The following is a 12,355-nucleotide window of genomic DNA, read 5'->3' on the forward strand; positions in this document are numbered from 1 at the left end:
GCGCCCGGAAGCTGCAACGCCGCGTTCAGCTTCTCGCGAGCGCCAGTCGCGGGCCGACCGCCTCCCAGACGCGGGCCTCGAGCTCGTTCTCGCCGACGGTGCCGTCGAGCACGCGCCAGCGCTCCGGTTCGGCGGCCGCCAGCTCGAGGTAGCGCGCGCGCACGCGCTCGTGGAACTCGGCCGGTTCGCGGTCGAGGCGATTGGTGGCCCCGGCCGAGGCATGGCGCCGGTCGAGCCCGACGGGCACCGGCACGTCGAAAAGGAGCGTCACGGCCGGCACGAGTCCACCGGTCGCGGCGCGGTTGAGCTCCACCAGCAAGGCGTGCTCGACTCCGCGACCGCCGCCCTGGTAGGCGAGCGTGCTGTCGCCGTAGCGGTCGCAGAGCACGATCCGGCCGGCTTCGAGCGCCGGTCGCAGCACGCCGCCGACGAGCTGGGCGCGCGAGGCGACCATCAGCAGCGCTTCGGTCATCGCCGAGGGCCGCCGTTCGTGGTCGAGCAGCAGCGCCCGGATGCCCTCCCCGACCGGGGTGCCGCCGGGCTCGCGGGTCACCAGCGGGTCGTGCCCCGTCGCCCGCAGGCGCGCGGCGAGCCGCGCGACCTGCGTGGACTTGCCCGAGCCCTCGCCGCCCTCGAACGTGACGAAGACTCCGGACATGGCGGCGCTACTTCGCGCGCGCCTTCGCGCGCGCGCGCTTGCGCGCCGCCGGCCGGCGGGCTGCGGGCTTCGCGTGCGCCGCGCCGTTCGTGCTGCCGTTCATCGCCGCCCCGGGGCGCTGACCCTTCGCGACCGGCTTCTTCTCGCGCACCAGCGTCGGGGCCGACACGCGCAGCTTCGCCTCGGTGCCCTTCGGGTCGCGGATGTACTGCTCGGTCAGCTCGCGCGAAATGTCGTCGGGAATCTGCACCGGCGGGGACTTCTTGAAGTACGACGACGGCGCGATGAGAGCGCCCTTCAGCCCATGGTCGAGCGCCAGCTTCGCGCAGCGAACCGCGTCGATCACCACCCCGGCCGAGTTCGGCGAGTCCCAGACCTCGAGCTTCAGCTCGAGGTTGAGCGGCACGTCCCCGAACGTCGTGCCCTCCATGCGGATGTGGCACCACTTGCGATCCTTGAGCCACGGCACGTAGTCCGACGGGCCGACGTGCACGTCCTCGGCCGGCAGGTCATAGGGGATGTTGCTCGTGACCGCCGAGGTCTTGCTGATCTTCTTGGACTCGAGCCGCTCGCGCTCGAGCATGTTGAGGAAGTCGGTGTTGCCGCCGAAGTTCAGCTGATACGTGCGGTCGATGCGCACGCCCCGGTCCACGAACAGGTTCGCGAGCACCCGGTGCGTGATGGTCGCGCCGACCTGCGACTTGATGTCGTCGCCGATGACCGGCAGGCCCTTCTTCTCGAAGCGCTGCTGCCAGTACTTCTCGCGGGCGATGAACACCGGAATGCAGTTCACGAACGCGCACCCGGCCTCGAGAATCTGCTCGACGTACCACTTGGTGGCCTCTTCCGAGCCGACCGGCAGGTAGCTCACCACGACATCGGTCTTCGTCTCCTTCAGCAGCCGGACAATGTCCACCGTCGAGCCCGGGGCCTTCTCGATGATCTGCGAGAGATACTTGCCGAGACCGTCGTGCGTCATGCCGCGCTGCACCCGGACGCCCAGCTTCGGCACCTTCGCGAACACGGCGGTGTTGTTCGGCGCCGTCACGATCGCCTCGGAGACGTCCTTGCCGACCTTGTTCCGGTCAATGTCGATCGCGGCGACGATCTCGACGTCCCGGACGTGGTAGCCGCCGAGGTTCACATGCATCAGGCCGGGAATGCGGTCGGTTTCCTTCGCGTTCCGGTAGTAGTACAGGCCCTGCACGAACGACGAGGCGCAATTGCCCACGCCGATGATCGCGACACGCACCTTGTTGCCCATGGACCTCATGCCTCCGTTCGAGTCGAATCAGGACCCGCTTCGCGGGTGAGTTTCCAGACGTGCGCCATCCGCTGGAAGGCGGTGGCGAAGGTGAGCCCCGCGAGGATCAGCAGCCCGGCCGGGATGACCGGGCCGACACCCGCGAAGCCCATGATGATGACGAGCGCCATGCGCTCCGGCCGCTCGAACCAGCCGACCTTGCACTCGAGCCCGAGCCCCTCGGCTCGCGCCCGGGTGTACGAAACCATGAACGACCCGACCGCCGACAGCATCGCCAGCAGCGCGAGCACGCCGAACGTGATCGGCTCGAGCCCGTTCTGCAGGTTCGCCAGCACGCGTTGCGGATTCTCGGCCATGTCGAGCAGCCCGAGGATGTAGAAGCCGGCGAATCCCAGCAGCAGCGCCGCGTCGGCCAGGCGGTCGAGCGTCGAATCGAAGAACGCGCCGAAGCGGGTGATGGAGTTCGTCCGCCTCGCCAGTTGCCCGTCGAGGATGTCGAACAGGCCCGAGACCAGGGCGATGAGCGCCCCGGTGCGGAATCGCCCGAGCGCGAACGCGTAGCCCGCGCCCAGGCTGAGCGTGAACCCGAGCAGCGTGAGGTGGTTCGGGCGCAGCCCGATCGTCGCCATGCCCCCCACGACCGGATCGAGCACGGCGTGCGCCGCCGCCTTCGCCCGCTCCTTGTAGCCGCCCATGGTGCGTCCGCCCGCCGTCGCGACCGGCGTGCTCACTCGCCCGCCGCGCGCTCGGCGCGCGTCCTGCCACCCAGTACCAGCACCAGTTCCCCCCGCTTCTGGTCCTCGCGCAGCGCCGCGCGAACCTCGCGCGCGCTGCCGCGCAGCACCTGCTCGTGCACCTTCGTCAGCTCCCGCACCAGGGCCATCGGGCGCTCGCCCCAGACCGCTTCGAGGTCCGCGAGGCAGCGTTCGATGCGGTGCGGCGACTCGAACGCCACGACCGTCTCGCGTCGTTCATGCAGCTCCTCGAGCGCGCGCCGCCGCGCTCCCGGTTTGACCGGCAGGAAGCCCACGAACACGAACGCGTCCGTCGGCAGCCCGCTGACCTGCAGCGCGGCGACCACCGCGCTCGGACCCGGCACGCTCTCGACCCGGAGTCCTTCCGCCACGGCGGCCCGCACGACCGGGTACCCCGGGTCGGCGATGCCCGGGGAGCCCGCGTCGGTGACGATCGCCACCGACGACCCTCCCTTCAGCTTCTCGACGAGCAGCCCGCTGCGCGAGCGCTCGTTGTGCTCGAACAGGCTGACCAGTCTCGCCTCGATCCCGAAATGTTCCAAGAGTCGCCGGGTGTGACGCGTGTCCTCGGCGGCGACCAGGTCAACCTCGCGAAGGATGCGCAGCGCCCGGGCGGTGATGTCTTCCAGGTTGCCGATGGGCGTCGCCACGAGGTACAGCGTGCCTCCGTGGCCGGAGGAGCGGGTCTCGCTCAAGCCAGTTCCTTCCGCGCGCACGGGAGAGCCGTGCCGAAAAAGCGCGCGGGAACGTAGCACGCGCCCCGGCGGGGGTCCACCGGGCGGGCGGCGGGCCGCGCCCGCGACTTCCCCGGGCCGTCCGCCCGGTCGCGCGGCGAAGCGAGGGGGCGTTGCCGTGGCGTCAGCGCCCCGGGCCCTCGGCCAGTGCTTCGACCGCACCCCGAAACGCCTCGATCGCGCGCGCGATCCCGTCGTCGTCCACGTCGAGGTGAGCGATCGCGCGGATGCGACGGGGCCCGAACGCGACCATTCGGACGCCGCGGGCCTGCAGCGACTCGAGCACGGCTTCCACCTCGAGCGGCGGCGCCAGCTCGGCGATCACGATGTTGGTCTCCGGCTCCGCCACCGTCACCCCCGGGCACTCGCGCAGCCCGTCCGCCAGGGTGCGGGCCCGGGCGTGATCGTCGGCCAGGCGTTCGACGTGGTGGTCGAGCGCGTGCAGACAGGCGGCCGCGAGGATGCCGGCCTGCCGCATGCCGCCGCCCCAGCGCTTGCGCGCCCGGCGCGCGCGCCGCACCACGTCGGCGGGACCGGCGAGGATCGAGCCCACGGGCGCGCCGAGGCCTTTTGAGAAGCTCAGCATGACGGTGTCGGCGCAGGCCGACCATGCCGGGACGGGAACACCGCTCGCGACGCTCGCGTTCCAGAGCCGCGCGCCGTCGAGGTGCATCCGCACGCCGCGCGAGCGCGCCAGCTCGTGCAGGGCCCGCAGCCGCTCGAGCGGCACGATCGCGCCGCCGGCCCGGTTGTGGGTGTTCTCGGCGCACACCAGCGTGAGCCGCGCGGCGTGATCGTCCTCGGCGCGCAGCGCGCCCGCCAGCGCCTCGGGGGCGAGCACGCCGCGGGCGCCGCGCACGATGTGCGCGAGGCATCCGGAGTTCGCGGCGATGCCACCCTGCTCGTACAGGAAGATGTGCGATTCGGCCTCGAGCAGCACCTCGTCGCCCGGGGTGGTCAGCGCGTTCACCGCGAGCTGGTTGCCCATCGTGCCGCTGGTCACGAACAGCGCCGCCTCCTTGCCCGTGAGCTGCGCGCAGCGCTGCTCGAGCGCGAGCACGGTGGGGTCGTCGCCGAACACGTCGTCGCCGACCGCCGCCCCGGCGATGGCGCGGCGCATGGCCGGGGTGGGCCGGGTGATCGTGTCGCTGCGCAGGTCCACCGCGGGAGGAGTCGTCATGGGGGCTGAGTCTATCCCCGGCGAATCCGCCGCCGCCAGCGTTGCCGCCCGGGCGCCGCGCACGGCCCGACAGGTCCGGATTTGCCCGCCGTTCGCGCGCATCTGACAGCGGCCTGACGTTCGCGCCAACGCGCGTGCGATAACTTTCCGCGACGCCACGAACCGTCGTGGCGGTGTCGTCACTCCCCCACGCGAGGTTTCGCCCCATGCCGTTCGGCTTCTTCGACCCCACGTTCCTGCTGCTGCTGCCCGCGATGGCGTTCGCGATGTGGGCTCAGCACAAGGTGACGAGCACCTACCAGAAGTTCTCGACGGTTCCGGCCGCGAACGGCCTGAGCGGACAGGACATGGCCCGCACGATCATGCGCCGCAACGGCGTCACCGACGTCGGCATCGAGGCGGTCGGCGGGGTGCTGAGCGACCACTATGACCCGGGCGCGAAGACGGTGCGGCTGTCCGCCGGCAACTACGGCGGCCGATCCATCGCCTCGATCGCGGTCGCCGCGCACGAAGTCGGTCACGTCCTGCAGCACCACCAGCGCTGGTACCCGCTCCTGCTGCGCGCCCAGCTCGCGCCCGTGGCGGGCTTCGGCAGCATGCTGGCGATGCCGCTGTTCTTCATCGGCCTGCTGTTCGGCGCACGGCTGCCGTTCGGGACGATGCTGATGGACGTCGGCATCGTGTTCTTCGCGGCGGCGGTGCTGTTCCACGTCGTCACGCTGCCGGTCGAGTTCGACGCGTCGCGGCGCGCGCTCGCGCAGCTCACCGAGTCGGGAGCGCTCATGCCGCAGGAAGTGGACGGCGCGAAGAAGGTGCTCGACGCCGCGGCGCTGACCTACGTGGCCGCTGCGGCGATGGCGGCGCTGCAGCTCGTCCGCCTGCTGCTGATTCGCGACAGCCGGCGCTGATCGCCGGCCGGAACGCCGGAAACGGTCGAGGCGGCCGCCCGATGGGCGGCCGCCTCGATCGTTTCCGGATCCGTTCGCAGCCCTACTGCTGCGACACCATGTCCTTGAGCTCCTTCGAGACCTTGAACACGGGCACCCGGCGCGGGGGCACCGGGACGGCCGCGCCGGTGCGCGGGTTGCGGGCGATGCGCGACTTGCGGTCCTTGACGCGGAAGGTTCCGAAGCCGCGGATCTCGATGTGGTGGCCGCTCGAGAGGGCCTTCGCCACCGCGTCGAGGAAGCCATCGACCGTCTCCGCGACATCCTTCTTCGTCAGGCCGGTGCGCTCGGAGATCTGGTCAACGATATCGGCCTTGGTCATCTCGTCCCTCCCTCACGCCAGCCATGGCGAGGACGTGTCCGACTCGAACGACTCGATGGACGCGGGGGACCGTACCGGCCGGTTTCGCCACTGTCAATCCGTTTTTGGGCAACGGGTTGGGGCGTTGCACCGCGCCATTGGGGACTATTCGAGCCCCAGCGCGCGGCGCCGGGCCGCTTCCATCGGGTGCGCCGCGGCGGCGGCGACCGCCGCGCGGGTCCGGGGGTGACCGGCCGCCGACTCGGCCGCCAGCTCGCGGGCGAATCGGCCGTCGCGGATCTCGGCCAGCATCGCCCGCAGCTGGTGACGGGATGGCTCGCCGATGACGCGCGGCCCGCGCGTGACGTCGCCGTAGAGCGCCGTGCCGCTGATGCCCTCCCGCAGTCCGGTCACGCCCCGCTCGTGCAGGAGGTCGGCGAGGAACTTGAGCTGGTGGACGCACTCGAGGTACGCGATCTCGGGCGCGTACCCGGCTTCGACGAGCGTCTCGAACGCCGCCGTGACCAGCGCGTTCATGCCGCCGCACAGCACCGACTGCTCGCCGAACAGGTCCACCTCGGTTTCCTCGCGGACCGTGGTGCGCCACACGCGCGCGCAGCCGAGGCCGTCCGCGTAGCGCTCGGCGAGCGCCCAGGCGCCGCCACTGCCGTCGCGATGCACGGCGATGTAGGCGGGCAGCCCCTCGCCGCGTTCGTAGACCTGCCTCAGCACCCGCCCGGGTCCGGTGGGCGCGACCAGCACGGCGTCCGTCCCGGCGGGAAACTCCAGATCGGAATAGAGCAGGTTGAAGCCGTGCGCGAACACCACCCCGGCGCCCGGGCGTAGCGCCCGCGCCAGGCCCGGCCACAGCGCCGGAACCGCGTCGTCGGGAAGCAGCACCGCGACGACGGCCGCGCGCGTGACGGCCTCTTCGAGGGCGCACGTCTCGAAACCGGCCGCCCTGGCGCGGGCTTGCGCGCCGTGCCCCGGGCGCGCCCCGACCACGACCGGCTCACCCGAATCGCGCAGGTTGAGCGCGTGCGCGGCGCCCTGGTTGCCGTAACCGAGAATCGCGACGGTCCCGCCGCCGACCGGCCCGCTCATCGAGCACCCCACATTCGTTTCTCGCGCCCGCCGGGCGTGCAGGGCAGGACGGCCCCCGGCGGAGCTTCCGCGGAGGGCCGTCGTGCCTCAGGTCCCGGTGCTCACCCGCATCGCCGTGGGGCGGGCTCCCGCGACTACTTCTTCGCCGCGGTCCAGTCGGATTTCTGCACCAGCGCGCCCGCCGAGTTGAAGGTGAACGCCAGCTTCTTCGCTCCGTAGACCCACGTCTGCAGGACTCCGGCGCCGCTGGTGTCGTCCCATTCGAGCACCTTCTCGGGGCTCCCGACCGACGCGAGCGTGTTCGCCGCGGCGGAACCGGCCCTCGCGCCCTTCGCGGCGGCGGCCGGATCGGCCAGCGCCTTGCCCTTGCTCATCGCCATGTAGACGAGCAGCATCTCGGTGGACTTCGCGTTGTCCCCGGCCTTGCTGTACACCGCGCCGAGCTGGCGGAAGTACACCTTCTCCTCGGGCTTGAGCGCGATCGCGCGCAGCAGCACGGTCGTCGCGTCCGCGAACTTCTTCTCGTCCGCGAGCACCGACCCCAGCGACGAGAGCGCGTCCGGGTCGTCCGGCGATTTCGCCAGCACCGCGCGCCACTGCGCCTCGGCCGCGGCCAGGTCGCCCGCGTACTGGTACGCGAGCGCGGCGTTGAACACCAGGTTCGCGTCGTCCGGCTTCAGCTGGTAGGCCTTCGCGTACGCGTCGCCGGCGCCCTTGTAGTCGGACTTCTTCGCGGCGTCGTCCTTCTGGGTTTCGGCGCGCTTGAAGTACGCGTTGCCGAGCCCCATCCACAGGTCCGAGTTGCCCGTCTCGGACTTCGTCAGGTCGGTGAAGTAGGCGATGGCCTCGTCGAACTTGCCGGCGGTGAGCAGCGCGTTCGCCTTGTTCGCGCGCACGGTCTTGAGGGCCTCGCCGAGCTGCGCGACGCTCGTGTCCTTCGCCGCCTCGGTCTGGCCGTTCTTGAGCACGGCCTCGGCGCGCTCGAAGTCGTCGTCCATCGCGTACGCCGTCGCCAGGTTGCGGATCGTCTGGGCGTGGCCCGGCCGCAGCAGCTTGGCGCGGGTCAGCGAGACGACCGCCTTGCCGAAGGCCTCGTGCGCTTCCTTCTTCGCGTCGGCCTCGGCGTATTGCTGGCCGTCCTGGATGTTCTTGATGCCGTCGTTGTAGGCGATGGACCAGTAGTGGTCGCGGTTCGCGACGATGATCTCGGCCTTCTTCTTGTCGCCCTTGGCACGGGCCGCCTCGAGCGACTTCTCGAACGCGTCGCCGGCCGGTCCGGCGCTGTCCACCTCGGCGTACGCCCAGCCCAGGTAGCCGAGCGCTTCGAAGTCCGCTGGATCCTCGCTCGAACAGGTCGTCAGCTGTTCGATCGCCTTGCGCATCTCGCGCTCGTAGTCCTCGGTGTTGCCGCGGTCCTTGTCCTTCAGGCCCTGCACCACGTACTGGATGCCGCCGGCGCAGTGCGGGTTGCGGGCGAGCGCCGAACCCGTCCACGCGAGACACGCGATGGCCGTGACGGCGGCGACCCGCGAAGCGTACGAACGCAGTTTCAAGACGTCCTCCTTGTGAATCCGGTCAGACGAGGCGGTTGCCGTTGACCTGCAGGCCGAACGTGGCCCCGAGGAACTTGGCCGCCTTCCGCGACGCGAGCATGCGCGTCATGAATATCTCGAAGTACTCCATGACGTGGGAAATATTCGAGTCGATCACGAGCTCCAGGGTGATGTGCTTGCGATCCTCGTCCACGTTCAGGAAGCTCTTCTCGACCGCGTAGTTGACACGGTCGTGAATGTCGAAGCGGATCATGTCGGGATTGCGGACGCGCGTGCGGTGCACGTCGCTCTTGTCGGCGAGGATCACGGCCGCCGCCACCGGGTTGACCGGGTCGCCGTCGTTTTCGTGATGGTTGCCGATCGCGGCGATCACCTTGAGGACCTCGAGGTCGTCCATGCCGAAGTCGTTCAGGAACTGCATCGCCATGACCGCGCCCGTCTGGGCGTGGTGGTCACGGTTCACCGCGTTGCCGATGTCGTGAAGCACACCCGCGATGGCGGCCAGCTCGCACTCTCGCTCGGGATGCCCCATGCGCTTGAGCACGTTGTAGGCGATTCGGCTGACCAGCCCGACGTGCCGCTCGCCGTGCTCGGTGTAGCCGATCTGCTCGAGCGCCGCGTCGGCCATGCGGATGTAGTGGCGCACCCGCGGGTGGTCGCGCACGAACTCGAACGTCACCGGGCTCGGGGGCGTGAGTGGGTGGCCGGCGTCGGCGGTCCTGGCGGTCGGCATGCTCATGTCATCAGGTTCCCAGTGCGGGAATCGGGCCAGCCCTCGGAAAGGCTCGAGGCGGTGGCGGGACGCGCGAATCTAGGCCCGCAACTCGAAACGCGTCAAGAATGAGCGGGGTTTGACGCCCGCGTGACGGTCGCGTGCGCTCGCGGCGCCTGCGGCACGCGCGCACGGGCCGCGACACTTTCGCCACAACCCGTCCAAGGGCGGGCGCCGAACGGGACGATTATGGCCGGCGCCGACGTCACAACACCTCGATCGGGTCCACGTCGGCGACGACGCGCACGCGCCGCCGGCCCGGCTCCTCGGACCACGCGAGCGCGGCCGCGGCGGTCTCGCGCAGCGCGCCGCCCTTGTCGCCCTTGAGGAGCAGGTGCCAGCGGTGCCGCCCGCGCAGTCGCGAGAGCGCCTGCGGCGCGGGCCCGAGCACGGTGATGCCGTGCGGCTCCGCGACGGCGCGCGCCCGTTCGGCGAGCGCGTTCGCGGCCGCCTCGACCTCCGATTCGTCGGGACCGTCGGCGAGCAGCGCGACGAGCCGCGTGAAGGGCGGATAGCCCGCCTCGCGGCGCATCGCCAGCTCGTCCTTCACGAACGCTGCGCTCTCGCCCGCGAGCATCGCGGCGATGGCGGGGTGCTCCGGCGTGCACGACTGCACGATCACCTCGCCCGGCGTCCGTCCGCGCCCCGCGCGCCCGGCGACCTGCGTGAGCAGCTGCCAGGTGCGCTCGGCGGCGCGAAAGTCGGGCAGGTGGAGCGCGATGTCGGCGTCGAGCACGCCGACGAGCGTCACGCGCGGAAAGTCGAGGCCCTTGGCGATCATCTGCGTGCCGAGCAGCACGTCGGCTTCGCCGCGCGCGAAGCGGGAGAGCACGTCGGCCGGCGCCTCGCGGTCGCGCGCGATGTCGAGATCGAGGCGCAGGACGCGGGCCTTCGGGAACACCCGCGCCAGTTCGCGCTCGGCGCGCTGCGTGCCGGCGCCCCCGAAGCGCAGCAGCGGCATCCGGCACGAGGGGCACTGCGCGGGAGCGGCCTCGCGGTGATCGCAGTAGTGGCAGCGCAGTGTCGGCGGATCGAGGTGCAGGGTCAGCGTGATGTCGCAGCGCGGGCAGTCGGGCGTCCAGCCGCAGCCGCGGCACTGCACGTGGTGCGAGTGGCCGCGCCGGTTCAGCCACAGAAGCGACTGCTCGCCGCGCTCGAGCCGCTCCGCAAGCGCCGTGCGCAGCGGCGCCGAAAGCATGCCGCCGCCCGCGTCCTCGCGACGCAGGTCGGCGAGGCGCACGACCGGCAGCGCGCGGCGGTCCACGCGTTCCGGCAGCACGAGCCGCCGGTACTTGCCGCGCGCGGCGTTGGCGAGCGTCTCGAGCGCGGGCGTCGCCGAGCCGAGCACCACCGGAACGCCGAGCATCTGCGCGCGCCGGACCGCGACGTCGCGGCCGTGGTAGCGGAGCTGTTCGCTCTGCTTGTAGGCGGGCTCGTGCTCTTCGTCCACGACGATCAGCTTCACGGCAGGCAGCGGCGCGAACACCGCCGAGCGCGCGCCGACCACGACGTCCACCGCGCCGCGGCGCGCCAGCTCCCAGTTGCGCCGCCGCTCGCCGGCGCCGAGATAGGAGTGCAGCAGCGCGACACGCCCGCCGAAGCGGCGGGTGAACTGCGCGACGATCTGCGAGCCGAGCGCGACCTCGGGCACCAGCACCAGGGTCTGCCCGCCGGCCTCGCGCGCCGCGCGCGCGCCGCGCAGGTAGACCTCGGTCTTGCCGCTCGCGGTGACGCCATGCAGCAGGAACGGCGCGAACCGCCCGGCGGCGACGGCCGACTCCACGGCGGACACGGCTTCGCGCTGCGCGGCGGTCAGCGTCACGCGCTCGGGCAGCGGGATCCGCAGCGAGGCGTCCTCGCGCGCGGCCTTGCGCGCCCGGCTGCCGGCGAGGCCCGTGTGTCCGCCGGGAAGCATCGCCGCGACCACTTCACCGGCCGGCGCGAGGTAGTAATCCGCCACCCAGGAGGCGAGCTCGAGCAGGTGGGCGGAAAGCAGCGGCGGGCCGAGCACCTTGCCCAGCTCGGCGACCTTCTCGACCGCCGACTTCGCGACGCGCTCCACGAGCACGCCGCGCACGCGCCGGCCGCGAAACGGGACTTCGACGGGCGCGCCGGGGACGGCCGCGTCCGCGAGCGCTTCGGGCACCCGGTAGACGAAGGTCTGTCGGACCGGCACGGGCAGCGCGACCTGCGCGAACGGCAGGTTCAACGCCGCGTCGCTCGGGCGGACGGCCGCTTCGCGCGGGGCGAGCGCGGCCATGGGCTCACGCGCTTCCGGCGCCGGCGCCGCTCAGGACCACCGGCTCGCCCGTTTCGGCGGGCACGCCGAGCAGCTCGCCGAGCGTGAGGTCGAAGTACCAGGCGTGAAGATCCAGCCGCCGCGCTTCGACGGCGGCGCGGATCCACGGGAAGCTCAGCAGGTTGCGAAGCGACAGGCGCAGGGCGGCGACGTTGAGCGCCCGCTCGCGAGCCTCCACGGGGAGATGCGCTCCCTCGTGGAGCGTCCCGGCGCGCGCGGCGGTCGCCATGGACATCCAGCGCGGCAGGAACTCGCCCTCGGTGCCGTCGAGCAGTGCGCGGATGCCGCCGCACTTCTCGTGGCCCATCACCACGATGTGACGCACGCCCAGCACGCGCACGCCGAACTCGAGCGCGGCGCTCACGCCGTGCAGTCCGCCACCCTGCTCGTGGGGAGGTACGAGGTTGGCGATGTTGCGCACCACGAAGAAGTCGCCGGGGTGCGCGTCGAGCACGATCGCGGGGTCCACGCGCGAATCGCAGCACGCGACGATCATCGTCGAGGGCGCCTGGCCCTCGCACAGCGCCTTGTAGACGTGCTCGTCACCCGTGAAGTAGCGGCGGCGGAAGCGTCCGAACCCCTCGATGAACCGCGCGATCTCGGGCATGGGCGTCCGGCGGGGCCACTGCCGGCGCCGCCCCATGCGGCGCCCGCGCCTGCCGGGCCGGGTCCGCACTGTGCGACGCGCGCCGCCGCGAGCGCAAGCCGCCGCGCGGCGCGCCTCCCCGCGGTCGCGCGGGACCGCGGAAACGCGGACGGCCCGGGGCGCGAACCCCGGGCCGTCGTCT

Annotated in this window: 12 protein-coding genes; 1 reads left to right on the forward strand and 11 read right to left on the reverse strand. The window is 71.8% G+C overall.

Annotated features, from left to right (window positions below; translation table 11 throughout):
- Positions 1–25 precede the first annotated feature (25 nt).
- The 5 genes from tmk to IT347_07270 form a co-directional block, all read right to left on the reverse strand.
- Positions 26–658 carry a dTMP kinase gene (gene tmk, locus IT347_07250; GenBank protein ID MCC6349369.1) on the reverse strand — a complete coding sequence of 211 codons (633 nt, stop codon included), beginning with the start codon at positions 656–658 and terminating at the stop codon, positions 26–28.
- Positions 659–665: 7 nt separating this feature from the next.
- A complete protein-coding gene (locus IT347_07255; protein ID MCC6349370.1) occupies positions 666–1,922 on the reverse strand; it encodes an inositol-3-phosphate synthase in 1,257 nt (418 codons plus the stop codon).
- A 5-nt stretch (positions 1,923–1,927) separates the two neighbouring features.
- Complete coding sequence (locus IT347_07260; GenBank protein MCC6349371.1) at positions 1,928–2,653, reverse strand: CDP-alcohol phosphatidyltransferase family protein; 726 nt, start codon at positions 2,651–2,653, stop codon at positions 1,928–1,930.
- Entirely contained in the window at positions 2,650–3,372 is a 723-nt protein-coding gene (gene rsmI, locus IT347_07265) for a 16S rRNA (cytidine(1402)-2'-O)-methyltransferase (protein ID MCC6349372.1), read from the reverse strand. Before rsmI ends, IT347_07260 begins: the two co-directional genes overlap by 4 nt.
- Positions 3,373–3,535: 163 nt before the next feature.
- Positions 3,536–4,591, reverse strand: coding sequence for an aminotransferase class I/II-fold pyridoxal phosphate-dependent enzyme (locus IT347_07270; GenBank protein ID MCC6349373.1), 1,056 nt, complete (start codon positions 4,589–4,591; stop codon positions 3,536–3,538).
- Positions 4,592–4,797: 206 nt separating this feature from the next.
- Here IT347_07270 and IT347_07275 point away from each other — a divergent pair, with 206 nt between their 5' ends.
- Positions 4,798–5,499, forward strand: a complete 702-nt coding sequence (locus IT347_07275) for a zinc metallopeptidase (GenBank protein MCC6349374.1) — start codon at positions 4,798–4,800, stop codon at positions 5,497–5,499.
- Positions 5,500–5,581: 82 nt separating this feature from the next.
- Here the strand turns inward: IT347_07275 and IT347_07280 are convergent, their stop codons facing one another.
- The 6 genes from IT347_07280 to IT347_07305 all read right to left on the reverse strand — a co-directional run bounded on the left by IT347_07280 (position 5,582) and on the right by IT347_07305 (position 12,174).
- Entirely contained in the window at positions 5,582–5,860 is a 279-nt protein-coding gene (locus IT347_07280) for an integration host factor subunit beta (protein ID MCC6349375.1), read from the reverse strand.
- A gap of 144 nt (positions 5,861–6,004) precedes the next feature.
- On the reverse strand, positions 6,005–6,943 hold the full coding sequence (gene ilvC / locus IT347_07285; GenBank protein MCC6349376.1) for a ketol-acid reductoisomerase: 939 nt from the start codon (positions 6,941–6,943) through the stop codon (positions 6,005–6,007).
- A 134-nt stretch (positions 6,944–7,077) separates the two neighbouring features.
- A complete protein-coding gene (locus IT347_07290) occupies positions 7,078–8,496 on the reverse strand; it encodes a tetratricopeptide repeat protein (GenBank protein MCC6349377.1) in 1,419 nt (472 codons plus the stop codon).
- Positions 8,497–8,518: 22 nt separating this feature from the next.
- Positions 8,519–9,229 carry an HD domain-containing protein gene (locus tag IT347_07295; GenBank protein ID MCC6349378.1) on the reverse strand — a complete coding sequence of 237 codons (711 nt, stop codon included), beginning with the start codon at positions 9,227–9,229 and terminating at the stop codon, positions 8,519–8,521.
- Positions 9,230–9,473: 244 nt separating this feature from the next.
- Entirely contained in the window at positions 9,474–11,528 is a 2,055-nt protein-coding gene (gene priA, locus IT347_07300; protein MCC6349379.1) for a primosomal protein N', read from the reverse strand.
- A 4-nt stretch (positions 11,529–11,532) separates the two neighbouring features.
- Positions 11,533–12,174 (reverse strand): carbonic anhydrase, encoded by a 642-nt coding sequence (locus tag IT347_07305; protein MCC6349380.1) that lies wholly within the window; start codon positions 12,172–12,174, stop codon positions 11,533–11,535.
- Between the last annotated feature and the right edge of the window lie 181 nt (positions 12,175–12,355).

This window comes from Candidatus Eisenbacteria bacterium (assembly GCA_020847735.1).
Classification (GTDB): domain Bacteria; phylum Eisenbacteria; class RBG-16-71-46; order RBG-16-71-46; family RBG-16-71-46; genus CAIXRL01.

Coding starts and splice junctions, on each gene's coding strand:
- IT347_07305 (MCC6349380.1), bottom strand. CDS start 12,174: ATGCCCGAGATCGCGCGGTTCATCGAGGGGTTCGGACGCTTCCGCCGC.
- IT347_07270 (MCC6349373.1), bottom strand. CDS start 4,591: ATGACGACTCCTCCCGCGGTGGACCTGCGCAGCGACACGATCACCCGG.
- IT347_07255 (MCC6349370.1), bottom strand. CDS start 1,922: ATGGGCAACAAGGTGCGTGTCGCGATCATCGGCGTGGGCAATTGCGCC.
- ilvC (MCC6349376.1), bottom strand. CDS start 6,943: ATGAGCGGGCCGGTCGGCGGCGGGACCGTCGCGATTCTCGGTTACGGC.
- priA (MCC6349379.1), bottom strand. CDS start 11,528: ATGGCCGCGCTCGCCCCGCGCGAAGCGGCCGTCCGCCCGAGCGACGCG.
- IT347_07280 (MCC6349375.1), bottom strand. CDS start 5,860: ATGACCAAGGCCGATATCGTTGACCAGATCTCCGAGCGCACCGGCCTG.
- IT347_07275 (MCC6349374.1), top strand. CDS start 4,798: ATGCCGTTCGGCTTCTTCGACCCCACGTTCCTGCTGCTGCTGCCCGCG.
- tmk (MCC6349369.1), bottom strand. CDS start 658: ATGTCCGGAGTCTTCGTCACGTTCGAGGGCGGCGAGGGCTCGGGCAAG.
- IT347_07295 (MCC6349378.1), bottom strand. CDS start 9,229: ATGCCGACCGCCAGGACCGCCGACGCCGGCCACCCACTCACGCCCCCG.